We start from the raw sequence: 22,561 nt of genomic DNA on the forward strand, positions 1-22,561 counted from the left end.
TCAAAGTCATAAAGTTAGCGGTTTCGTTACCGATAACGGTGATCGTCTGAGAAATAATCACATCGATGGAGAAAATATGTTCTTACATGACGTAAAGATCGGCACGAAATTATTTCTGGCGTTTGGATTCTTTATTGTTCTGATGGTGGTCAGTGCGAGTTTATCCTTGCTAAGCCTGAACCGGGCGAACAACGGAATGCAATCCATCATTACCCGTGATTATCCGACCACGGTAAAAGCGAACCAGTTAATCGACAACTTCCAGGAATTTATTGGCACTCAGCAGCTGATGTTACTGGATGAACAGGGAACGTATACAGCGCAGTCACAGCAGCGTCTTAAAGCGATCAGCGAACAGATTACGGTGATCCTCGGCGAGCTGAATACTGCGCTGCAGGATCCAGAATCACAGCGGGTTCTTGCTGAGATACGCGGCGTGCGTCAGCAGTATCTGGACTCGCGTTATCGCATTTTGCAGGCGGTGCAGAATAACGATCGGGCGGGCGCTATTCAGGAGATGATGACCAACACCCTGAAGCTACAGCAGGCCTATAAAGCCAACGTGCAGGCGCTGATCGCGATTCAGAACCAGGAAATGCAAAGCGCAGGAGTGCAGGTCGAGGGCGATTTCAAATCGAACCGCCTGCTGCTGATCCTGATCACGCTCTTTAGCGTCGCGACCGGCAGCCTGATTGGCTGGTTTATCGTGCGCTCAATCACGCGTCCGCTGGGCCAGGCAGTGGATTTTGCAAAAGCCATTGCTGAAGGCGATCTGACCGGCAGCATCACGCCGCATGGTAAAGACGAAACCGGCCTGCTGCTGCATGCGCTGATGGAGATGAAAACGCGTCTGCTGGACATTGTGCAGCAGGTCCAGACCGGTTCGGAGAATATCTCGAGTGCCGCCGCGCAGATTGTCGCGGGGAACCAGGATCTTGCCGCGCGCACCGAAGAGCAGGCCAGCTCTGTTGAACAGACCGCCGCCTCGATGGAGCAGATCACGGCGACGGTAAAAAACACCGCCTCACACACCGGAGAAGCAACTCACCTCTCGGCGGACGCCGCCATGGTGGTCAAAAACAACGGCGAGATGATGAAGCAGGTCACCAGCAAAATGCGCCTGATTAACGAGACCTCTAACCGGATGTCCGACATCATCGACCTGATCGATGCCATCGCTTTCCAGACCAACATTCTGGCGCTAAACGCGGCGGTGGAAGCGGCACGAGCGGGCGAGCACGGTCGTGGTTTTGCGGTGGTGGCGGGCGAAGTGCGTCAGCTTGCGCAGAAGAGTGCGTCATCTGCCAGTGAAATTCGTCAGCTGATCGAAAGTTCTACCAGCCAGACGCAGGACGGGATGAACCTGGTCGAGAAAGCGAGCGAGTTGATTAACGGTATGGTCGGCAACGTGGAAGAGATGGACGTTATTCTGCGTGAGATCCGCCAGGCCAGCCATGAGCAGACGGAAGGGATCTCGCAGATTAACAGCGCGATTGGCCTGATTGATGCCACCACGCAGCAGAACTCCGCCCTGGTGGAGGAGTCTGTCGCGGCGGCAGCGTCCCTGAACGAACAGGCGATGCACCTGAAAGATCTTGTTCGCGTCTTCCGCGTGAGCGATCGCGTACTGGCTTAATCCAGCTGGGAGATCTCCAGCGCTGCGCGGTCGATCACGCCGATGATCTGCTTAAGCTGCGCATCGCTGAGTTCGCCCTGGTTCACCTTCAGGTCTAGTACCGCTTTGAAGTTATCCAGAGCCCGCTTCATTTGCGGGTTTTTTCTCAGCTGGAAGCCGACGGATCGCGCTTTGATACGCGCCTGAATTTGCGCCAGCTGCTCCTGATTTTCATCCAGCCACTGCTGACCGGCCACGGTAATCGCAATTCTCTTGCGGCCATTCTCTTCTTCGGTGATGGTGATATAGGTCTGATCCTGAAGGTAATCGAGGGTCGGGTAGATAACGCCAGGGCTTGGGGTGTAGTTCCCCTGCGTCATGTTCTCGATCGCCTTGATCAACTCGTAGCCATGGCTCGCGTTGCGGGTCAGGATATCCAGTATCACCAGACGCAGATCGCCGTGACCAAAAAAGCGTGGTCGGCGTCCGCCGCCGTCGTGTTCGTTTCGCATACTCATTCCTTCAAATTGATATATCTAAACTATATCTTAGATATATTCAGATGCAATCTAAAAGATCTTGCATTCTTGCTGATTAGCAATCATTATCATTTAAAATTGATTTAGATATATCGTATTCACCTGAGAAGGGGCTCACCATGACATCCACCCGTTACCCACAACGTGTTCGTAATGATCTCCGTTTTCGCAAGCTGGACGTGCTTCGCGTTGAGCGTGTCAGCGCAGGTTTCCAGCGCATTGTTTTAGGCGGCGAGGCGCTGGAGGGCTTTAGCTCTCGCGGTTTCGACGACCATACAAAAGTGTTTTTCCCGACCCCGGGGGCGACCTTTGTACCACCGGTTGTTACCGATGAAGGTATCGACTGGGGCGACGGTGTGCGTCCGCAGGCGCGAGACTATACACCTCTGTACGATGCCGAACGGCATGAGCTGGTGCTCGATTTCTTCATACATGATGGCGGCGTTGCCAGCTACTGGGCGACAGAGGCAAAAGTGGGTGACACGCTCACGATTGGCGGCCCGCGCGGTTCGCTGGTTGTGCCGGAAGATTATGCCTGGCAACTGTACGTGTGTGATGAATCCGGCATGCCCGCGCTGCGCCGTCGCCTGGAAAGCATCGCAACACTGCCGGTTCGCCCGGACATTCATGCGGTGGTGACGGTCGGTGATGCGTCGTATCAGGACTATCTGGCCCATCTGAGCGCGTTCAACATCACCTGGGTTGTCGGCCACAGCGAACAGGCGGTGGCCGAGCGTCTGGCGGCGTTGACGGTGCCTGCGGAAGATTATTTTATCTGGCTGACCGGGGAAGGAAAGGTGGTGAAAAACCTGAGCCGTCAGTTTGAAACCGACGCAATCGACCAGCAGCTGGTGCGTGCCAGTGCATACTGGCACGCTAAATAATCAGGCTGCGGACTCCAGCTGCGCTTCGCTCACCTGATGTTCGAGCGAGGCGCGAACGTCGTGCAGCGCCTTCTCCTGCTGGGCAAAGTAGGCTTCCATATTGCTTAGCGACGAGACCAGCAGCCAGGACTCCTCTTTCTCCAGCTCCGCCAGCTCGTTCACTAACGTGTCAATCTGCTCGCGAACCTGCGCCATTTTTTTGCGGATACGTTCCAGATCGTTCAGCCTGTCGCTGGCCATCAGCGGCTCAAAGCCCTGCTGCAGACGTGCCACCAGCGAACGAATGGCTTTAACGTCACCACGCTGTTTGGCCTGGTTGAGTTGCACCATCATCGCGTTGGCTTCTTCTTTCAGATCGTCAGCGACCAGGTCCGGATGGCAGAGCTTGCTCGCCTGACGCCAGAGACGCTTCAGTTCGTTCTGATCTTCCTCGGAGAGGTTCTTGCCTTTACGCAGACGCATTTCGGCATCGTGATGCTGCTCGCGGTATTTCTCGTACTCTTCATTGGCCTCGTCGCGCGCCTGACGTGCAGGCTCTTCTTCGCGCGTTAAGCCACTCTCCAGCTCCAGCGCTTCGGCCAGCAGGTTAGCAATCAGATTGCTTTGCTGCTGCAGTTGCTTACGCGCCTCGGCGGCCTGTACGGAATCCGCAGGCAGATCGCGCCAGCGCTGGGTCAGCATCGCCAGCACCTCCACCGCCTGCGCCATATAGCGCTGGCAGCGACGGTAGTCTTCCTCACGTCGACGCGCCTCCGCCTGCTGACGTCGCAGGTTCAGCTCCGCCAGCGTTTTACGCAGGGCGAGGATCTGCTGCATCAGCGGTCCGAGGCGGGAGAAATAGAGATCGTTGAATTCATCGAGCTGTTGCACGCGGGCATTGCGACGGTCAATCAAATCCCTGAGGCGCTCTTCCAGCGCTTTTAGCTCCATCTTGCTGGCCGCCACCTGCGGGTCACGCCATTGCGTCATGGCGCGCTGGCCCTGTAGCCAGGCAGCGATCGCCGCCATGGCAACGGTATAGTTTTTCTGCTCAAGCGCCGCGACGATTGCCTGTAGCTCATCGTCAAACGCTTCATTTTTCAGCCGTGTCAGCTGGCTCTGGATGATGTCGTCGTCTTCCAGTTCAATCGCATTTTTTATGATTTCTAGCCGTTTGATCGGTGTGCTCATGATGCCTTTCGCTTTGGCGCTTAAGTATTTGAGTTAAGGTTAATTGTTGTAAACGCTACAGGAAATAATACACACGGATGATGATCGGCGCGATGGGGGATTTCTTTAGTTTTTAGGGTTTGTGAAGAAGAGTGGCACGAACAGGAAGCCGAAAGGCTGGCGGGGGAGCGTTGGCCCCGGTTCTTGTTCTGCCAGTCCTGAAGGAATACCTAAGGCTGAATGCCCTGCATAGCGAAATCGAATGATGCCATACGAACCATACGTACCATACGACCCGCCATCAGTTCACCTCGCTGTAGATGCCCACCACACGGCCCAGTGTTTTTATCTCATCGATACCGCATTCAAAGGGGACTTTGCCGCCCGCGACGTGGAGTTTTTTCCCCGGCAGCAGGGTTAAATCACGAAGACTGATAGTGCCTTCAATCTCAACCAGCCATAGCCCGTCGGTTAATGACGCCCCTTTTTCAACAAAGTGGAGCTTTGCCTCAGACCGGACTGCGATACCGCGAGTGAGCGGTTTGCTAAAGAGATGTGAATCGATACTCAAAGTGGAATTTTCTTCCAGCTGACCATCACTGAGAGTGAATGTAACAACAGCAACGGGATCGCCAGGCGCAGGGTTACCTTCAAACTGGGCACCCTGTCCGGTCATTAACCAGCGCAGGCTGGCCCCTGTGTCCAGTGCACACTGTACCGCGAAGTCGTAGGAGATGGTGCCGCGCGCGTAGCGGTTCTGAAGGGAACTGGCGGCAATATTGAAGTGCCGGGCCAGCTGGATTTTTTGGGTAAAACCATATACCTGACAGATTCTATCGAGTAACTCTTCATTATTCACTTGAGAATCTAAAATCAAAATATATTCCTTTGGGTATTTACTAATACCCAATTGGGTATTAGTATCAATGCGAATTCGGGCAATCAGCGGCAGACGTTGGCAAACAGAGGCTAATGATTGCAGACATTATCAAAATGGGAATCATGCAACATGGCTTCTGAAATCGCAATCATCAAAGTGCCAGCCCTGTCGTTAGGCTGGCGCAGTTCGCTGCGCTGGAAAGCGGCGTAACGCGTAGGCCAATCCCGTTTTCAGCCCGTTACGGGTGAGTAATTCACACAGTGTGAATCAACGCGAGGGACGTTATGGCAATAGAAGCGACACGTGCAACGGTCCCACTCAAGGTGGGGGCACGTCTTTCCGGGCTTAATCACGTGGCCGAACTGCGTGCCAGGTACTGGGGCGATAACGAGAAAGCGCTGGCGCGTTTTTTGGCCGAGATGCGCGATAAGCGCGATCCCTGTTTTGAAGAGAATAACAGGGCGCTGGCGGCCATCTTTTTCCTGGCTAAATTACCCGCCGCCCGTCACGAATGCGGTATCAATGAGCTGACGACTGAGGAGAAAAGAGCGCTTATCGGAGCCATGAATCATTTCCGTGCAGTCGTGAGTTTATTTCCTGAACGGCTGACCATGCCGCTTTAATCCACCCCAAAACGTAATGGCGTAAACCCGCCGGGCATTTTATTGCCTGAATTAAGGAGAATGAGTGATGCGAAATAGCGAAAACCGCACTTTTCTGAACGGGCGCGAGGAACTCCAGCACCTGCTGGTGCAGGCGAAGATGGAGGAGCGCAGGGCACTCGCACTCGCCGTCTCCCTGCGTCTGGAGGCATTAGCCAGTCACATCTATAAAACCGGAATGTGTGGCGAAGACGCAGCGGAACTGCTGTGTCACGAGGTTGCCCGTTACGAACGCGAATCCCAGGAGCTGCACTGATGGCTGATTTTATCGATCTGGCGCAGGAGCGTGAGCTTGAAGATCGCGAACGTCATATTAATAGCGCCCGCCAGCGATGCGCATCGCCCTCGCGTTTTACCTGCGAGGAGTGCGACATCCCCATCCCCGAGGCGCGGCGAAAGGCGTTACCTGGAGTGGCCTTATGCGTCACCTGCCAGGAGATAACGGAGCTGAAAAACAAACATTTCCGGGGAGGATAAGTTGGTGATGTCATTTGCTTATCCGTGGAATGAACCCCGATCGGCTATTGCCAGCCCCTACCTGACTCACCCCCAATTACAGCGTCGCGACCGTCTGTTCGCGGCGCTGCAGCAAGCCAGAAAAGCGCTCGCTCTGCAGCCTGACTGCGTGCGTTTTGACGTCTGGAGCACGGTTGATGCTCTTGATCTCCATCAGGGCAGCCTGCGAGCCAATGCCTTTTTGATTCGGTTCTGCAACAGGGTATTACCACGTCTGCAGCAGGTCTCGGCACGGTATGCCTGTTCAGGTGTTGACCGTAACGTCTCCACCGCCGTTTTTGGTGGGCACTTCGACACGCCGCTTTCGCAATATCTTGCATCGCGGATGGTTACGCTGATTGCCCGCTTCAACCGTCTCCCGGATATGTCCCGCGCCGATATTGATTTGCTGGCCGCTGACATCGCTGGCTTTATTCGTTCCGAGCTGGCGAATATCAATGACGCTGGCCTCGGCGAATTTCAAACCCTTCATGTCTGGTATCAGCGCGCTGGATTAATCACCCGCCAGTTCAATGTACTGCCTCCTCACTGGGAGCGCGTGTCGAAGATACTCTTTAACAAAGAGGACATTGCGCCAGCGGTGATCCGCATGTTTTCCGAAGACTGGTGGCGTGGACGACTGCGTCGCATGGCGGCCGCCTGGCGTGAGCATGTGCAGATTGCACTTGGAAACGTCAGCAAAAAGAAGTCTGCCTATGCGAGTAAACGCTGCATCACTGACTGGCGTGAACAGAAGCGGCGCACGCGTGAATTTCTTAAAGGTCTGGAACTGGAGGATGAAGAGGGCAACCGTATAAGCCTGATTGCCAGGCACGATGGCTCGGTGGCCAATCCCGCGATACGTCGCTGCGAACTGATGACCCGCATCCGCGGGTTTGAAAATATCTGCCATGAGCTTGGCTATGTGGGCGAGTTCTATACCTTAACCGCGCCGTCGAAATATCACGCCACCCTGAACACCGGCTATCGTAACGGTAAATGGAACGGGGCGAGCCCTGCGGATACACAAAGCTACCTGACAAAACTGTGGGCGCGGATCCGGGCAAAACTCCACCGGCAGGCGATTCGTCTGTTTGGCATCCGCGTTGCTGAACCCCACCATGACGGTACGCCTCACTGGCACATGCTGATGTTCATGCTGCCCGAAAACGTTGAGCGCGTTCGCCGCATTATGGAGGAATACACACAGGAGGAAGACGCTTTTGAACTGCAAAGCGATAACGCCAGAAAAGCTCGCTTTCACGCTGAAGCTATAGACCCGCAAAAGGGCAGTGCCACCGGTTATATCGCTAAATACATCTCCAAGAATATCGACGGCTATGCCCTTGATGGCGAGACTGATAACGAAAGCGGCGAGTTGCTTAAAGTGACTGCATCTGCTGTTTCGGCCTGGGCGGCGCGCTGGCATATCCGTCAGTTTCAGTTCATCGGCGGTGCACCGGTGACCGTCTACCGTGAGCTGCGCCGTTTGACTGATACGCAGGCCGCGCACGGTCTGAGCGTAGAATTTGCGGCAGCGCATGACGCCGCGGACGCCGGAGACTGGGCAGGATACGTCAATGCACAGGGAGGACCGTTTGTCCGTCGGGATGCGTTGCAGGTGCGCACGCTGTATGAGCCCCGTGCCGAATACAATCAGTACGGCGAAGAACGAGTCTGTATTCGCGGCGTTTACGACGCCGCACTCGGCCCGGGCTCGCCGATTTTGACCCGGCTCACGCAGTGGAAAATTGTGCCGAAGCGTGCCGTTGATTTGGCCGTTGACCTTAACGTCACCGCTGCGCGTTCTTGGAGTTCTGTCAATAACTGTACGGTGAGCGACGTCTCTCAACCCCTCAGCCGGCGTGCGAGACGCGCGTTAGCCGCACGCATAACCCTCCCCAGACCGGTTGCAAAGACTCCCTTTGTCTATGACAAGGATCCGCAGAACGGAGTGGCAGAGAGAGTGATTGATGAGATACGGCTCGCCACCGGAATATCGATCAGCCGGGGGGAAGCCCTGCATCTTATGGCGGGGGGCATTAGCCGTTTTAACGACAAATGGTGCCGGGGATCTGCAGACGGATCGCTATTTCCTGCGGCACCGTCTTATCAGCAAAAGGCCCGGAAAATCCTTGAACGTATGAGGTATTTAACGCATCTGATAAGCAAAGGGATTCGCTAATCTTCATCGATATCATGTACATACCTCGCATGGTTCTGATTTTTTGCTTCACTCTTTTTATGAATACATGCTACTGTATGTTTATACAGTATCTCGTGGTGGAGGTTGTGTGGACAGAGAGTTGAACGAGCAAGTCATGATTGAACGCGTCGAGATGATTGCGCGGCTGACGACAGAAGGAACGTGTCAGGAAAGAGATCGTGAAATTGCCCTGAATTTGATCGCTGAGATTGCGAGAGGAAATTTAATCAGGAACAACGCGTTTACCGTGGTTTTCTCGGCATCACCCGTTCCGGACAGAATCAAAAAAGAGGCCAGCGTGCGGGTGAACATTACCCTGGATAAGGATCAGCTTATTGGTCCGTCCGTCGTGGAGGCGTTTCAGGACGAATTAACCCGCAGGATAAGATCCGTGTTTCCGTCAACGCTGGTTACCGTCAAAAAAGGATCCATGACCGGAGTGGAGTTGCAGGGGATTGAAAGAGAGGCCGATCGCGAAGCGCTGGACAATATCCTCCGGGAAGTCTGGGAAGACGAGAGCTGGCGCTAGGCCCTCTGCCATCTCGCGGGCAGTCTGTTGTGTCCGCGATTGTCCATCCTGCAGTGATAGCAAAAAGGGCGCCAGCGCTGGAAACTCAACGGTACCTGGAAATCCGGATGTTGGGAGCGTCTGATGAAAATCTATGCAATGCAGGGGGACACGCTTGATGCCATCTGTGCCCGTTACTATGGGCGCACGGCAGGGGTGGTTGAAACCGTTCTGAACGCCAATTCTGGCCTCGCGGAGTTGGGGGTCATCTTACCTCATGGCACGCCGATAGACATGCCAGAGGTTGATAGCGCACCGACTAAAGAATCAGTGAACCTATGGGACTGAGTCTTGAGAAAATCACCACGTTTATCGCCTACTGGCTGGCCGTAGCGCTGGCCTGGTTCGGGGCGATGTCTCCTGAAAAAGTCGCGCTATACGTGGGAAGCCTCTGCGCCATTTTTACCGCGCTGACGAATTACTGGTTTAAGCGGAAAACCTATCGCTATCTGACCTCTCTTGGACTCGATAAGAAGAGTATTCGTGAACTCAATCATTAAGCGTTGCAGCGCCGCGGGCGTACTGGCCCTGGCGGTGCTGATGCCTGACTTCCGGTTACTGAACACCTCACCGGAGGGGTTGGCGCTCATTGCTGATCTCGAAGGGTGTCGCCTGTCGCCTTATCGTTGCAGTGCGGGCGTATGGACATCAGGCATTGGCCATACGTCAGGCGTCGTGCCGGGACGGGAAATTACAGAGCGTGAGGCGGCAGCGAACCTTGTTGCCGACGTGATGAACGTTGAAAGACGGCTGGCGGTATGCGCACCGGTGGAGATGCCGCCCCGTGTCTATGATGCGCTGGTGAGTTTTGCCTTTAACGTTGGAACAGGGGCTGCCTGCCGTTCCACGCTGGTGTCATTCATTAAGCGTAAACAGTGGCCGCAGGCGTGCAATCAGCTTACCCGCTGGGTGTACGTCAATGGGGTCAAAAATGCCGGACTGGAAAACCGTCGAGCTCGTGAGAAGGCCTGGTGCCTGAAGGGGAAGCCATGAAACCTCTTCTGCTGGTACTGGCCGTTCTGCTGGCCATCACGCTGTGGTTTCGTCATGACAACGTGAACCTGTCCCGCTCTCTTGCTAAAGCCAACCAGAGCGCCCGCGATCAAAAAAACACTATCAACACGCTGCTTCAGCAGTTATCCGAAGCACAGCGGATTGCCAGGTCGAACGAAGATGCGCAGGTCAGGCTCCGCGAGGATCTTGTTGCCGTCGGCGAGGAGATGGCACGACGCGAAGCGGCTATCGGGAAATGGGTAAATGAAAATGAAGAGTTACGCCGCTGGTATAACGCTCAGCTGCCTGATGCTGTGCGCAGGTTGCACACCCGCGCCGCCTGCGCCTCCGCAGCACATTGTTTACAACGCCTGCCCGAAGGTGAGCGCCTGTCCGATGCCGGGCAGTGAGCCCATCACCAACGGCGATCTCAGTGCTGATATTCGTCGGCTTGAGCATGCCCTTATCGCCTGCGCGCTGCAGGTCGAAACCATAAAAGACTGTCAGGATAAACTCGATGCACAAACTCAACAGCCTGCGTCAGGCATTAATTGACGCCGTTCCGCAACTGAACGCTCACCCTGATCATTTGCAGATGTCGGTGGGGAGCGGAAATATTGACGCCCGCCTCGCGTCCTCGCTCTCCTTTGAAAAAAAGTATGAACTGAAAGCGAATATCAGTAGCTTCGCCGGCGACAGCGAGGGGGTCTTCGTCCCGGTACTCGCCTGGCTGCGTGATAACCAGCCAGATATTTTTACCCTCGATGACGGGCGAAAAAACGGGTTTCTCTTTGGCGTCACTTTCAACGACGATAGTACGGTGAATATCAGCTTTAGCCTGCAGCTCACCGAGCGCATTCTTGTTTCGCAGGAGCAGGGAACGTTGCATGCTACCTATTCCCCGGAGCCGCCGTTGCCAGAGCCCGTCACACGTCCGCTGGAGCTGTATATCAACGGTGAACTGGTCAGTCAGTGGAAAGCGTAAGTTCACCACGCTGATGGCTGTCCAGCCATCAGCGTGAACGATTGTTGTTTCATCCCGCATAAAACCCCGTCTCGTTGCTGCCGATCCCCCTGAAGGGCATTCTCTTCTCATGAATACACTCACTTCCATGCACGGTATCGCTCGCGCGATCCGTAACCTGATTCGTATCGGTGTTGTCACCGATGTTGACCTCAACAGAGGGCTCTGCCGCGTCCAGTCCGGAGGGATGAAAACCACCTGGCTGAACTGGCTGACCTGTCGCGCCGGCCGTTCGCGCGTGTGGTGGGCGCCGTCCGAGGGAGAACAAGTGCTGCTGTTGGCCATCGGCGGTGAGCTTGATACCGCCTTCGTGCTGCCAGGTATCTTTTCCGATGACCACCCGGCGCCGTCAGGTTCCCCTGATGCACTCCACGTCTCGTTCCCTGATGGGGCGGTTATCGAGTACGAGCCCGGGAGCGGAGCACTCATGGCCGCAGGCATTAAAACGGCTGACATCACAGCCTCTGAATCACTCACCGCCACCGTACCGGTGGTCCTGGTGAAGTCTGAGACGCGCATCACCCTGGATACACCTGAGGTGGTGTGTACCAACAAGCTAATTACCGCCTCTCTTGAAGTGCAGAAGGGCGGGGTAATGGCCGGCAATATTGAGCATTCCGGCGGTAAATTCACCTCCAATGGGGTGCAGGTGGACAACCATGCTCACGGCAGTGTGCAAAGCGGCGGAAGCTGGACTAAGGGGACGCAATGACGGAGCGCTACAGGGGAATGAACAGTCAGACCGGGCTCAGCATTTCAGAGGCTGAACATATCAGACAAAGCGTGCGGGACATTCTGGTCACGCCGATTGGCTCGCGGGTGATGCGCCGCGAGTACGGTTCACTGCTGGCGGCAATGATCGACAGGCCGCAGAGTCCGGCGCTGCGCCTGCAAATCATGGCCGCATGTTACTCCGCTATCCAGAAATGGGAGCCGCGGATCAGCCTGACGGCCATCACTTTCGAACGTTCGGAGAATGACGGGACGCTGTATGTCGATCTCACCGGCACCCGCCAGACCTCCGGACATTCCTTTTCTATCACTATTTCATTGAGTTAAACGCTATGGCTATTGTTGATCTGAGCCAGCTCGCCGCGCCGGATGTCGTGGAGGAGGTGGATTACGAAACGCTGCTGGCAGAACGAAAGGCCACTTTTGTCTCGCTCTATCCCGAAGAAGAGCAGGAGGCAATTGCACGAACGCTGACGCTTGAGTCAGAGCCGATTGTGAAACTGCTGCAGGAGAATGCGTATCGGGAAGTTATCTGGCGCCAGCGCGTTAACGAGGCCGCGCGTGCGGTCATGCTGGCCTACGCCACCGGTAGCGATCTCGACCAGCTTGGAGCTAATGCTAACCTTGCGCGTCTGGTGATAACACCTGCTGACGACACGACGTTTCCGCCCACACCGGCTGTGATGGAGTCTGACACCGACTTTCGTTTGCGCATCCAGCAAGCCCCGGAAGGGCTGAGCGTGGCGGGATCGACGGGGGCTTATCAGTTCCATGGCCGCAGCGCGGATGGCCGGGTGGCGGACATCTCTGTCATCAGTCCTCAGCCTGCGAACGTTACCGTCTCCGTGCTGTCTCGGGAGAATAACGGCGTGGCGTCTGAAGAGCTGCTGGCCATTGTGCGCAACGCGCTGAACGATGAGGACGTCAGGCCCGTTGCCGATCGTGTGACCGTTCAGTCCGCCAGCATTGTCGACTACCGCATTGCGGCTTCTCTTTTCCTCTTCCCAGGTCCCGAAAGCGAGCCAGTGCTCAACGCGGCAAGGGCCCGGCTGCAGGCCTATATAACGGCACAGCACCGGCTCGGGCGGGATATTCGTAAGTCCGCCATTTACGCTGCACTGCATGTTGAGGGTGTACAACGCGTCGAACTGACCGCGCCTGCGGCCGATATTGTGCTTGATGAAACCCAGGCCTCATGGTGCAGCCAGTACAGCGTAACCGTTGGGGGAAACGATGAGTAATGCCCGATTGTTACCGGTGGGGGCGTCGCCGCTTGAGGTCGCGGCGGCGCGCGCCTGTGCCGACATTGAGAATACCCCCGTCCCGCTTCGTCACCTCTGGAATGCCGACACCTGTCCGGCAAATCTGTTGCCCTGGCTGGCGTGGGCGTTTTCGGTTGACCGCTGGGATGAAAACTGGCCGGAGGCCACCAAGCGCGATGTTATCCGCAATGCATGGTTTATCCATGCACACAAAGGAACGATCGGCGCAGTACGCCGCGTGGTGGAGCCACTTGGCTATCTGATCAACGTGACGGAGTGGTGGCAAACCAACGACCCGGCAGGCACGTTTCGCCTGGACATTGGCGTGCTGGAAACCGGCATCACCGAAGAAATGTATTACGAAATGGAGCGGCTTATTGCTGATGCAAAGCCTGCCAGCCGACATCTTATCGGCCTCAATATCATTCAGGACGTTCCGGGCTATCTCTATACCGGTGCCCTGAGCTATGACGGCGACATCATCACGGTTTACCCCGGATAAGTGAGAGCACAATGACAGTGAAGTATAAAACGGTTATCACCAAAGCCGGCGCCGAAAAACTGGCTGCCGCAACCGTCCCGAACGGGAAGAAAGTGAATTTTACGGCGATGGCGGTGGGTGATGGCGGCGGGCAACTCCCGACGCCAAATGCCAGCCAGACGAAACTCATCAATGAGGTCTGGCGTCATGCGCTGAACAAAATCAGCCAGGACAAAAAGAATCAAAATTATGTCGTGGCGGAGCTGCTGATCCCTCCGGAAATCGGCGGATTCTGGATGCGTGAAATGGGGCTCTATGATGATGCCGGGACGCTGATTGCTGTCGGCAATATGGCTGAAAGTTACAAACCTGCACTCGCTGAAGGATCGGGACGTGCGCAGACTGTGCGTATGGTCATCATGGTGAGTGATATCGCCTCCGTCGAGTTGACGATTGACACCTCAACGGTGATGGCGACGCAGGATTACGTCGACGACAAACTTGCCGAGCACGAGCAGTCCCGACGCCATCCTGATGCTTCTCTGACGGCAAAAGGTTTTACTCAGCTCAGTAGTGCGATCGACAGTGTCTCTGAAGTCGTTGCCGCGACGCCAAAAGCGGTGAAGGTCGCGTATGACCTGGCTAAAGGGAAATATACTGCTCAGGATGCCAGCACGGCACAAAAGGGTATCGTCCAGCTCAGTAGTGCGATCGACAGCGTGTCTGAGGTGCTGGCCGCAACGCCTAAAGCGGTAAAGGCCACCTATGACCTGGCCAAAGGGAAATATACGGCTCAGGATGCCAGCACGGCACAAAAAGGTATCGTCCAGCTCAGCAGCGCCATTGACAATGTATCTGAGACACTGGCCGCGACGCCGAAAGCGGTGAAGACAGCTTATGATCTTGCTAAAGGAAAATACACCGCTCTGGATGCTACTACGACACAAAAGGGTATCGTTCAGCTTAGTAACGCAGCCGACAGCGCATCTGAGGCGCTCGCCGCCACTCCGAAAGCCGTCAAAACAGCTAATGATAACGCTGTAGCCGCAAATCGTAATGCCAGCGAACGCGTAAGTAAATTTGGTGACAGCATGAGCGGTACGCTCAATCTTGATGGCGTAAAGCAAGGAGTTTATCTGCAATCTGGACTGAGTAATGGCATGCGCGGTGAAAAAAACTACCTACGAAAAATGCGTGGTGGGGAAGGTGATACTATCTGGCATGAGACGGTACAACAGGGAAATTGGCGTCTTGCAACTGGTTCGACAGACGGTCAGGAGGAAATCAATCTCAGTACTGCAAACGGGTTACGTGCACGACTCGAAATCACCTCCTTGAATGCAAATGGTATGCGTATTGCTTACGGTGACTATGGCACCTTTTGGCGCAATGATGGCGCAAACCTATATCTCATGCTAACGAACAAAGGTGATAAATTTGGTGGCTATAATTCGCTGCGCCCTTTGTGGGTGAGCCTTGAAACCGGTGCGCTAAATTCCGCTTCGCCGCTATCTGTTAATAATACGATTTATGCTGGAAAAGAAATTACGGCGGGTTATAGCGGAAATTATGCATGGGTCGAGCAATATAATACTAAAGCGCCATTTTTCAATTTATACAGTACAGCCGGGACAAGCGAATATCACCCAGTTTTAAAACAACAGGCAACCATTCAGGGGGTAAACTCTTGGGCATTTTCAATGGGCTCCCTGGTAAGCAGTAGCGTTCTTTCATGGCATTTACATATGAAAGGGAGTGGAGGTCAGGACGTTAATTATAAATGGGATACTAGCGGTAATTTTATTGCACCAGGACAGATTATTCCAGGGAGTTTTACTAATTTCGACTCCCGTTATTACACCAAGGGACAAAGTGATGCCGGTTATATGGCAAAAACTTCTGCCTATACAAAAGCCGAAAGCGATGCGCGGTACAATCTTAAAAATACAGCCAGCAAGGCGGCGAGTGGTTGGGAGAAAGATAACTCGACAGGAATTATGAAGCAATGGGGTGTGGCAACACGGAGTGCGGATTCAACACGTATCGCTTTCCCTACGGCATTTCCTAATGCTTGTTTGAGTGTGCAGTTAACACTGCTTTATACCAATGGATTCCACGATCAGAATATTTATGTTCAAAACCCTGATAAATCAGGTTTTACCTACGTTGCTGGCAGTGGTGAGGTTAAAGTTTATTTCGAGGCGAGAGGCTATTAATATGAGTTATGTTTATTGTCCCATTACCCGGGCTTTTTATAACGATACTCTTGAGGCAGACTATCGTTCCGCCGGCACCTGGCCAGATGATTATGTAAAAGTGGTCGATGAAGATTATGATTCGCTTATGGCCGGGCAAACCGAGGGAAAAGTGATTGTCTCAGATAAGAACGGCTATCCCGTGCTTGCGGAACCGCCAGCACCCACGCATGAAGATCGTGTTGCTCTGGCGAATTCTCAAAAAACATCCTTAATGCAAGCGGCAAATGACATTATCACTCCGCTTGAGGATGCCTCCGAGCTAGGCATTGCTACCGAGGAAGAAGCTGCCGCGTTGTTACGCTGGAAGCGGTACCGGGTAATGCTAAATCGGGTTGATGTTACCACCGCCCCGGATATTGAATGGCCAGAACGCCCTGCCTGACCCAAACCCTCCATCCGGAGGGTTTTTCGTTTGTTGTGTAATCCTTTCTCCAACCCCAATGCGTCGCATCAATCGTGCGCTCCACAGACAATAGCCTCACCACTAAACGAAGGAGTTAAACGGATGGGCGACTATCATCACGGCGTGGAAGTCATCGAAATCAACGATGGCACCCGCACCATTTCCACCGTCTCGACGGCAATCATCGGCATGGTCTGTACGGCCAGCGATGCGGACGACAAGACATTTCCTTTAAACGAGCCTGTGCTCATTACCAACGTGCAAACTGCGATTGCGAAAGCCGGGAAAATGGGGACGTTGTCCGCTTCCCTGCAGGCGATTGCCGATCAGTGTAAACCGGTTGTTGTTGTCGTGCGTGTCGCTGAAGGCACCGCTGATACCGCTGAGGAAGCACAGAAAGAGACTATCTCTAATATCATCGGTACAACCGATGAAAACGGTAAATATACCGGTCTGAAAGCGCTCCTTACCGCGAAAACGGTCACTGGCGTTAAGCCACGTATTCTCGGTGTTCCGGGGCTGGATTCTCAGGAAGTGGCGACCGCGCTGGCCGCCATGTGCCAGAGCCTGCGCGCGTTTGGCTATGTCAGTGCATGGGGTTGTAAAACCATTTCAGCCGCTATCGATTACCGCAAAAACTTCAGTCAGCGCGAGTTGATGGTGATTCACCCTGATTTTCTGGCGTGGGATACCACCACCAACACGACGACCCACGCCTGGGCCACCGCACGTGCTCTCGGCCTGCGCGCCAAAATCGACCAGACGATTGGCTGGCACAAAACCCTGTCCAACATCGGCGTTAACGGTGTCACAGGTGTAAGCGCCTCCGTGTCCTGGGATCTGCAGGAACAAGCGACCGATGCGAACCTGCTTAACCAGGCCGGCGTCACCACGCTTATTCGTAACGACGGCTTCAAATTCTGGGGCAACCGTACCTGTTCAGACGATCCGCTCTTCGTCTTTGAAAACTACACCCGTACCGCGCAGGTGTTGGCCGATACCATGGCCGAAGCACACGCATGGGCAATGGATAAACCCATTACGCCAACGCTCATCCGCGACATCGTTTCCGGTATCAATGCCAAATTCCGTGAGCTGAAAACCAACGGCTATATCGTTGATGGCACTTGCTGGTATGACCCGGAATCCAATGATGCATCGACCCTGAAAGCAGGGAAATTGTACATCGATTACGACTACACCCCTGTCCCGCCGCTGGAGAACCTGACCCTGCGCCAGCGCATCACCGATACCTATCTGGCAGACCTGTCCGATTCGGTTAACAGCTAAGGAGCTGAAGCATGGCGTTACCACGCAAACTTAAATATCTGAACATGTTCAACGATGGCCTGAGTTATATGGGCGTTGTTGAGTCTGTCACCTTACCGAAGCTCACCCGCAAACTGGAGAAGTATCGCGGCGGCGGTATGCCGGGCTCGGTCTCTGTCGACCTCGGCCTGGACGATGATGCCCTGGCGCTTGAGTGGACCATTGGCGGTCTGCCGGACGTCGCGCTGTGGGCACAGTATGCCTCTCCGGGCGCGGACAGCGTGCCTCTGCGCTTTACCGGCTCCTTCCAGCGTGACGACACGGGCGAAATCTCCGCCGTCGAAATCGTCATGCGAGGCCGTCATAAAGAGTTTGATGGTGGTGAAAACAAGCAGGGCGAGAGCGGCACCACCAAGATGTCCACCGAGTGCGCTTACTACCAGCTGACCATCGATGGCAAAGAGATCATCGAAATTGACATCATCAACATGGTGCTGAAAGTCGACGGCGTCGATCGTCTGGCGGAACACCGTAAGGCGATTGGCCTGTAAACCTTTAACCGGCCGGGACTGCCGGCCGGTAAGTTAACTTTCTGAAGAGTAACCAAATGGAAAATATCAACGAGACCGTCATTAACGAAAGCGAAAACCCGAACACCATTACGCTCGACACCCCCGTTCTGCGCGGCGAGCAAAAAATCGAAAAGGTGACCGTCGCAAAACCCAACGCGGGGACCCTGCGTGGGGTATCGCTGGCGTCGCTGGCACAATCTGACGTCGATGCGCTGATTAAAGTGCTGCCGCGAATGACCTCGCCGGCCCTGACCGAGCATGAGATTGCGCGTCTGGATGCTTCCGACCTGCTCTCTTTTGCGGGCAAGGTGATCGGTTTTTTGTCACCGGCTTCGGCTCGCTAAAATTTCCCGAAAACCTGTCGGTCGATGATCTGATGGCGGATATCGCGGTGATCTTTCACTGGCCGCCGTCAGAGCTGTACTCGCTGAGCATGACCGAACTCCTTATATGGCGCGAAAAGGCGCTGCAGCGAAGCGGAAACTACCATGAGTAATAATGTCAGACTTCAGGAGTTGCTTAAGGCAGTCGACCGGGCAAGCCGACCGCTTAACGCTATCCAGAACGCCAGTCTCTCTCTCGCGGCCAGTATCCGCGATTCTGAGGCGGCGTTGCGCGCGCTTGATGAACAGGCGGGCCGCATTAACGGCTTCAGAAAAGCCAACGAACAGCTCGCCGTGACGGGGCAGTCTCTTGCCCGGGCGAAACAGCAGACCGCGGAGCTGGCGCTCCAGCTCAAAAACACCCAGAACCCAACCCGTGACCAGGCGGATGCGCTGGCGGCAGCCCGCCAATCTGCCGCTGCGCTTAAGCTTGAGTACAACAATTTACGCCAGTCAGTGCAGCGCCAGCGCGGTGAGCTGGCGCAGGCAGGGATTAATACGCGCACGCTGTCGTCAGATGAGCGTCGTTTAAGACAGGGTATCAGCGAAAAAACGCTACAACTAAATCGACATAAAGAGGCGCTTGCCAGGGTCAATCAGCAACAGGAGCGGCTTAATACCGTCCAGAACCGCTACGAGTCTGGCAAACGTGTTGCCGCGGGTGTGCAGCAGTTTGCTAATGCGAGCGCAGGAATGGCAAAGGTGGGCTTTAATCAGACGTCCCGCTTTATTGCCCCAGGCATCCGTTTTGAAAAGCAGATGTCTGCCATACAGGCAAGCCTGGGTCTGCAGAAGGGGGATACCAGGCTGGAGGCCATTCGCCAGCAGGCACGGGATGTCAGCGTCAGTACAGGAACCTCTACAGATGTGGTCACCCGGGCGCAGGGCGAGCTGGCCCGGTCAGGCTATGACGCCGACGGGGTGGTGGCCGCCACTGTGCCGACGGTCAACCTCAGCCTCGCTGGGAATATTGATGCCGCCAAAGCGGTCGACATCATCCGCAGCACGCAGGCCGCGTTCAACCTGGCGAATATGGATGTTGAACGCGTTGCAGATGTCCTTACCCGCGGTTTCACTGCGTCAAATACCAGTCTCACCGAACTGAGTACCGCCGTTGCATCCGCCGCACCTGCCGCCGGAGAAGCCGGCGCCAGCCTTGAGGAGACCACCGCGCTGCTTGGTATTCTGATGGAAAAGGGAATGAAAGGGGCAGATGCCGGCGCAGAGGTTAGCGCCATGTTGAGCCGCCTGCAGACGCCGGATGGGCAGCGTTCTGCAGCGCTGAATGAACTGAAGGTGCAAACACGGGATGGCGAGGGTAATCCACTACCGACAGAGAATATCCTCAAGGCGATCTCTACCTCATTCGAAAACAGCAAAATCGGTGCGGCTCAACAAACGGAATACCTGAAGGCCATTTTCGGTGCGGATGCGATGCAAGGCGCAGGCGTACTGGTTTCAGCGGCTGGGAATGGAACACTGGATAACAAGCGCCAGACGCTCCAGGGCGCGAGGGGGAGCACCGCGCTGACAGCCTCGGTTCAGGGCGATAACCTCGAGGGTGATATCAGCAAGTTCCAGGCTGCATTAAACGGCCTGAAGATTGATGTCTTTGATAAGGCCGATGGTGCCCTGCGCACGCTGATCTCAACCGCGACCGGATGGCTTAGTACGCTCTCTCTCTGGATCAACGCTAACCCTGCACTGACGCAAGCCCTGGTCAGCGTGGTTATGGGCGCACAAGCCTTTGCCGGTGTCCTGGGCACGCTAGGTATGGTGGTCGCCCCCATTGTGTCAGGCCTGAATCTGGTGATAACCGCTGCCGGGATGCTGGGCACGGTATTCAGCGTAGTGGGGGGGAGCATCATGACGGTGCTGGGCGCCCTGAGCTGGCCCGTTATTGCTCTCGGAGCGGCAATTGCCGCCGGCGCTTTACTGATTCTTAAATACTGGGAGCCCATTAGCGCCTTCTTTGGCGGGGTGATTGAGGGGCTTTCTGCGGCCTTCGCGCCGCTGGGCGAGCTGTTCTCTCCGCTGTTACAGGCCTTTGGTTTCATTTCAGAAAAACTGGGCGGGATCTGGCAGTGGTTCATCGATCTGATTGCGCCGATTAAGGCGACGCAGGAAACGCTCGACAGCTGCAAAAATGTCGGCGTGGCGTTCGGTCAGGCGCTGGGAGATGCGCTAATGGCGCCGCTAAATCTCTTTAACAGCCTGCGCGGCAAGGCCAGCTGGCTGCTGGAGAAACTCGGCGTCATAAAAAAAGAGTCGGGCAATATCGACTCGGCTGTACCGAAAGAAGGCACCTCCTCTGCTGACGCCGGCAGTGCCTGGGACCCGGCGTCACCTGTTTACAGCGGCTTCATGGGATACCAGCCGATGGCAGCAGCGGGAGGACGTTCTTACATCGATCAGAGTAAAAGTGAATACAACTTCACGCTGCAGGGGAGCGCAGCCTCCGGAACGGATCTGACTCGTCAAATCCGGGAGGCTATAGAGAGCAGTGAGCAGGAAAAAGCGAGACGGCAGCAATCCAGCTTTATGTATGGTTAAGGAGAGAGAAAATGTTAATGGTGCTGGGTCTGTTTGTCTTTGAACGACGAACCTTACCGTATCAGTCAATGGTATTTACAAAAGACTACCGCTGGGCATCCAACGAACGCATCGGGAAACCCAAAGCCTGGCAGTACCTTGGCGAAGGTGAGACATCCTTTAACCTTTCCGGATTACTTTACCCGGAGCTCACGGGAGGGCGGCTTTCTCTCAAGGCGGTTGAGCTGATGGCGAATGAAGGGCGGGCATGGCCGTTGATAGACGGTACCGGCATCATTCACGGCATGTTTATCATTGAGAAAGTCACGCATACGCATTCGGATTTTTACAGCGATGGCACTGCCCGGAAAATTGATTTTACCCTGGTACTGAAACGCGTGGATGAATCGCTGATGACGACGTTTGGCGACCTGAGAACGCAGGCCTCAGAGCTGGTGGAAAGCGCACGTAATAGCATTGGAGGGCTGGTGGGATGATCACCGAAATGAATATCCGGGCGGGTGGGAAAATCGCCCCTGATTTTATGCTTAAGCTTGACGAGCGCGATATCACGCAAAATTTCAGCCATCGTCTTATTAGTTTGACCATGACCGACAAACGTGGGCTGGAAGCCGATCAGCTGGATATTCTACTGGATGATTCCGACGGGTTGTTAGACCTGCCTGCCCGGGGGGCAAGAGTGTCCTTATGGCTGGGATGGGAGGGAACACCGCTCCAGCCGAAAGGGGAGTTTACGATAGATGCGATTGAATTCCGGGGCACGCCGGACACGCTGACCATCCGGGGATGCAGCGCCGATTTTCGTGGGAAGCTCAACGTGCGGCGCGAACAGTCGTGGCATGACACGACGATCGGCGCGATAGTCAACACCATTGCTCAGCGTAACCAGTTTACCGCCAGCGTCGGGGCGGGACTTGCATCCATCGCCATTTCTCATATCGATCAGTCTCAGGAGACTGACGCGGCGTTTCTCTCCCGCCTGGCCGAACGTAATGGTGCATTTGTTTCAATCAAAGCCGGGAAGGTTATTTTTATGAAAGCGGGCCATGCCGTGACGGCCAGTGGCACACCGCTTCCCTTAATGATGATTGAACGTGGGGATGGCGATCGGCACCTTTTTTCCGTCGCTGACCGTGAAAATTATTCCGGCGTGACGGCCAAATGGCTGCAAACGCGTGACCCAAAACAACAAAATACTCAATTGAGCATTGCTCGTCAGCCCGGGGGGCAGCCGACAGAAGGACTACAGCACCCGGATGCCGCTACACCGGTAGCGGGAGCAGGAGGCAAGGCAGAGAAGCCGCAAGAGAGGCTGGTGGGATCGGCGGAAAACGTTTTTGAACTCACCACGGTTTATGCCTCTGAAGAGCAGGCGCTCAGGGCTGCGGAGGCGAAGTGGCGCGCGCTTCAGCGGGGTACCGTGAATTTTTCCATCCAGCTGGCGCTGGGACGTGCCGATCTGTATCCCGAAACGCCGGTGCTGGTCAACGGCTTTAAACGGGTCATTGACGAGCAGGCGTGGATTATCAACGAAGTGGTTCATACCCTCAGCGAGAGTGGATTTACCACGCAACTTAAGCTTGAGCTGAACGTCGCTGATGAAAAATTTTCTATCGCAAATGAGTAATGTATT

29 protein-coding genes are annotated in these 22,561 nt (G+C 55.0%); 26 read left to right on the forward strand and 3 right to left on the reverse strand.

Annotation, left to right across the window (positions count from 1 at the left end; translation table 11 throughout):
* The first annotated feature begins 76 nt into the window (after window positions 1–76).
* Window positions 77–1,636, forward strand: coding sequence for a methyl-accepting chemotaxis protein (locus HV157_RS17755; protein WP_032679007.1), 1,560 nt, complete (start codon window positions 77–79; stop codon window positions 1,634–1,636).
* Here HV157_RS17755 and HV157_RS17760 read toward each other — a convergent pair.
* Window positions 1,633–2,127: a PadR family transcriptional regulator gene (locus HV157_RS17760; protein WP_176587037.1), complete on the reverse strand. Its 495-nt coding sequence runs from the start codon at window positions 2,125–2,127 to the stop codon at window positions 1,633–1,635. The genes HV157_RS17755 and HV157_RS17760 overlap by 4 nt on opposite strands.
* 146 nt (window positions 2,128–2,273) lie before the next feature.
* Between HV157_RS17760 and HV157_RS17765 the strand changes: the two genes are divergently transcribed.
* The gene (locus HV157_RS17765; RefSeq protein ID WP_182268777.1) at window positions 2,274–3,038 is read left to right on the forward strand and encodes a siderophore-interacting protein; all 765 of its coding nucleotides are present in this window, start codon (window positions 2,274–2,276) and stop codon (window positions 3,036–3,038) included.
* On the opposite strand, the gene HV157_RS17770 is transcribed toward HV157_RS17765, so the two are convergent.
* Together HV157_RS17770 and HV157_RS17775 are read right to left on the reverse strand one after the other, a co-directional pair.
* A complete protein-coding gene (locus tag HV157_RS17770; protein WP_047956131.1) occupies window positions 3,039–4,208 on the reverse strand; it encodes a DNA repair protein in 1,170 nt (389 codons plus the stop codon).
* Window positions 4,209–4,488: 280 nt separating this feature from the next.
* Window positions 4,489–5,064, reverse strand: coding sequence for a phage repressor protein CI (locus tag HV157_RS17775; RefSeq protein ID WP_025202968.1), 576 nt, complete (start codon window positions 5,062–5,064; stop codon window positions 4,489–4,491).
* Between the two features lie 287 nt (window positions 5,065–5,351).
* Here HV157_RS17775 and HV157_RS17780 point away from each other — a divergent pair, with 287 nt between their 5' ends.
* The 24 genes from HV157_RS17780 to HV157_RS17895 all read left to right on the forward strand — a co-directional run bounded on the left by HV157_RS17780 (window position 5,352) and on the right by HV157_RS17895 (window position 22,555).
* Window positions 5,352–5,690 carry a DUF5347 domain-containing protein gene (locus HV157_RS17780; protein ID WP_014171697.1) on the forward strand — a complete coding sequence of 113 codons (339 nt, stop codon included), beginning with the start codon at window positions 5,352–5,354 and terminating at the stop codon, window positions 5,688–5,690.
* Between the two features lie 67 nt (window positions 5,691–5,757).
* Complete coding sequence (locus HV157_RS17785; protein WP_182269133.1) at window positions 5,758–5,985, forward strand: DUF2732 family protein; 228 nt, start codon at window positions 5,758–5,760, stop codon at window positions 5,983–5,985.
* Window positions 5,985–6,206, forward strand: coding sequence for a TraR/DksA family transcriptional regulator (locus HV157_RS17790; protein ID WP_020883597.1), 222 nt, complete (start codon window positions 5,985–5,987; stop codon window positions 6,204–6,206). Before HV157_RS17785 ends, HV157_RS17790 begins: the two co-directional genes overlap by 1 nt.
* A 7-nt stretch (window positions 6,207–6,213) precedes the next feature.
* A complete protein-coding gene (locus HV157_RS17795) occupies window positions 6,214–8,409 on the forward strand; it encodes a replication endonuclease (RefSeq protein ID WP_182269134.1) in 2,196 nt (731 codons plus the stop codon).
* 109 nt (window positions 8,410–8,518) lie between these two features.
* Window positions 8,519–8,959 carry a DinI-like family protein gene (locus HV157_RS17800; protein WP_020883599.1) on the forward strand — a complete coding sequence of 147 codons (441 nt, stop codon included), beginning with the start codon at window positions 8,519–8,521 and terminating at the stop codon, window positions 8,957–8,959.
* Between the two features lie 123 nt (window positions 8,960–9,082).
* Complete coding sequence (locus HV157_RS17805; protein ID WP_020883600.1) at window positions 9,083–9,286, forward strand: tail protein X; 204 nt, start codon at window positions 9,083–9,085, stop codon at window positions 9,284–9,286.
* Window positions 9,277–9,498 carry an HP1 family phage holin gene (locus HV157_RS17810; protein ID WP_014171693.1) on the forward strand — a complete coding sequence of 74 codons (222 nt, stop codon included), beginning with the start codon at window positions 9,277–9,279 and terminating at the stop codon, window positions 9,496–9,498. The genes HV157_RS17805 and HV157_RS17810 overlap by 10 nt, the downstream gene beginning before the upstream one ends.
* Window positions 9,482–9,991, forward strand: a complete 510-nt coding sequence (locus HV157_RS17815; RefSeq protein ID WP_014171692.1) for a lysozyme — start codon at window positions 9,482–9,484, stop codon at window positions 9,989–9,991. The genes HV157_RS17810 and HV157_RS17815 overlap by 17 nt, the downstream gene beginning before the upstream one ends.
* The gene (lysB, locus tag HV157_RS26285; RefSeq protein WP_182268778.1) at window positions 9,988–10,401 is read left to right on the forward strand and encodes an Rz-like lysis system protein LysB; all 414 of its coding nucleotides are present in this window, start codon (window positions 9,988–9,990) and stop codon (window positions 10,399–10,401) included. The genes HV157_RS17815 and lysB overlap by 4 nt, the downstream gene beginning before the upstream one ends.
* Window positions 10,301–10,546: an Rz1-like lysis system protein LysC gene (gene lysC / locus HV157_RS17825; protein WP_072126476.1), complete on the forward strand. Its 246-nt coding sequence runs from the start codon at window positions 10,301–10,303 to the stop codon at window positions 10,544–10,546. Before lysB ends, lysC begins: the two co-directional genes overlap by 101 nt.
* Window positions 10,509–10,976, forward strand: coding sequence for a phage tail protein (locus HV157_RS17830; RefSeq protein WP_042866232.1), 468 nt, complete (start codon window positions 10,509–10,511; stop codon window positions 10,974–10,976). Before lysC ends, HV157_RS17830 begins: the two co-directional genes overlap by 38 nt.
* 109 nt (window positions 10,977–11,085) lie before the next feature.
* Window positions 11,086–11,727 carry a phage baseplate assembly protein V gene (locus HV157_RS17835; RefSeq protein ID WP_032678996.1) on the forward strand — a complete coding sequence of 214 codons (642 nt, stop codon included), beginning with the start codon at window positions 11,086–11,088 and terminating at the stop codon, window positions 11,725–11,727.
* Entirely contained in the window at window positions 11,724–12,074 is a 351-nt protein-coding gene (locus HV157_RS17840; RefSeq protein WP_047956125.1) for a GPW/gp25 family protein, read from the forward strand. Before HV157_RS17835 ends, HV157_RS17840 begins: the two co-directional genes overlap by 4 nt.
* Before the next feature lie 5 nt (window positions 12,075–12,079).
* Window positions 12,080–12,988: a baseplate assembly protein gene (locus HV157_RS17845; protein ID WP_044866165.1), complete on the forward strand. Its 909-nt coding sequence runs from the start codon at window positions 12,080–12,082 to the stop codon at window positions 12,986–12,988.
* On the forward strand, window positions 12,981–13,511 hold the full coding sequence (locus HV157_RS17850) for a phage tail protein I (RefSeq protein ID WP_041162862.1): 531 nt from the start codon (window positions 12,981–12,983) through the stop codon (window positions 13,509–13,511). The genes HV157_RS17845 and HV157_RS17850 overlap by 8 nt, the downstream gene beginning before the upstream one ends.
* A gap of 11 nt (window positions 13,512–13,522) precedes the next feature.
* Window positions 13,523–15,706, forward strand: a complete 2,184-nt coding sequence (locus HV157_RS17855; protein ID WP_182268779.1) for a tail fiber protein — start codon at window positions 13,523–13,525, stop codon at window positions 15,704–15,706.
* A 1-nt stretch (window position 15,707) separates the two neighbouring features.
* Window positions 15,708–16,130: a tail fiber assembly protein gene (locus HV157_RS17860; RefSeq protein ID WP_182268780.1), complete on the forward strand. Its 423-nt coding sequence runs from the start codon at window positions 15,708–15,710 to the stop codon at window positions 16,128–16,130.
* Window positions 16,131–16,253: 123 nt separating this feature from the next.
* Window positions 16,254–17,441, forward strand: a complete 1,188-nt coding sequence (locus HV157_RS17865; RefSeq protein WP_025202978.1) for a phage tail sheath protein — start codon at window positions 16,254–16,256, stop codon at window positions 17,439–17,441.
* An 11-nt stretch (window positions 17,442–17,452) separates the two neighbouring features.
* Window positions 17,453–17,971 carry a phage major tail tube protein gene (locus HV157_RS17870; protein WP_014171681.1) on the forward strand — a complete coding sequence of 173 codons (519 nt, stop codon included), beginning with the start codon at window positions 17,453–17,455 and terminating at the stop codon, window positions 17,969–17,971.
* A gap of 56 nt (window positions 17,972–18,027) precedes the next feature.
* Complete coding sequence (locus tag HV157_RS17875; RefSeq protein ID WP_014171680.1) at window positions 18,028–18,336, forward strand: phage tail assembly protein; 309 nt, start codon at window positions 18,028–18,030, stop codon at window positions 18,334–18,336.
* Window positions 18,337–18,368: 32 nt separating this feature from the next.
* Complete coding sequence (locus HV157_RS17880; protein ID WP_014171679.1) at window positions 18,369–18,488, forward strand: GpE family phage tail protein; 120 nt, start codon at window positions 18,369–18,371, stop codon at window positions 18,486–18,488.
* Window positions 18,481–20,928 (forward strand): phage tail tape measure protein, encoded by a 2,448-nt coding sequence (locus tag HV157_RS17885; RefSeq protein WP_182268781.1) that lies wholly within the window; start codon window positions 18,481–18,483, stop codon window positions 20,926–20,928. Before HV157_RS17880 ends, HV157_RS17885 begins: the two co-directional genes overlap by 8 nt.
* Window positions 20,929–20,939: 11 nt before the next feature.
* Window positions 20,940–21,404, forward strand: coding sequence for a phage tail protein (locus HV157_RS17890; RefSeq protein WP_014171677.1), 465 nt, complete (start codon window positions 20,940–20,942; stop codon window positions 21,402–21,404).
* On the forward strand, window positions 21,401–22,555 hold the full coding sequence (locus HV157_RS17895) for a phage late control D family protein (protein ID WP_182268782.1): 1,155 nt from the start codon (window positions 21,401–21,403) through the stop codon (window positions 22,553–22,555). The genes HV157_RS17890 and HV157_RS17895 overlap by 4 nt, the downstream gene beginning before the upstream one ends.
* Window positions 22,556–22,561 lie beyond the last annotated feature (6 nt).

It is taken from the genome of Enterobacter sp. RHBSTW-00318, assembly GCF_014101375.1.
Taxonomy (GTDB): Bacteria; Pseudomonadota; Gammaproteobacteria; order Enterobacterales; family Enterobacteriaceae; genus Enterobacter; species Enterobacter ludwigii.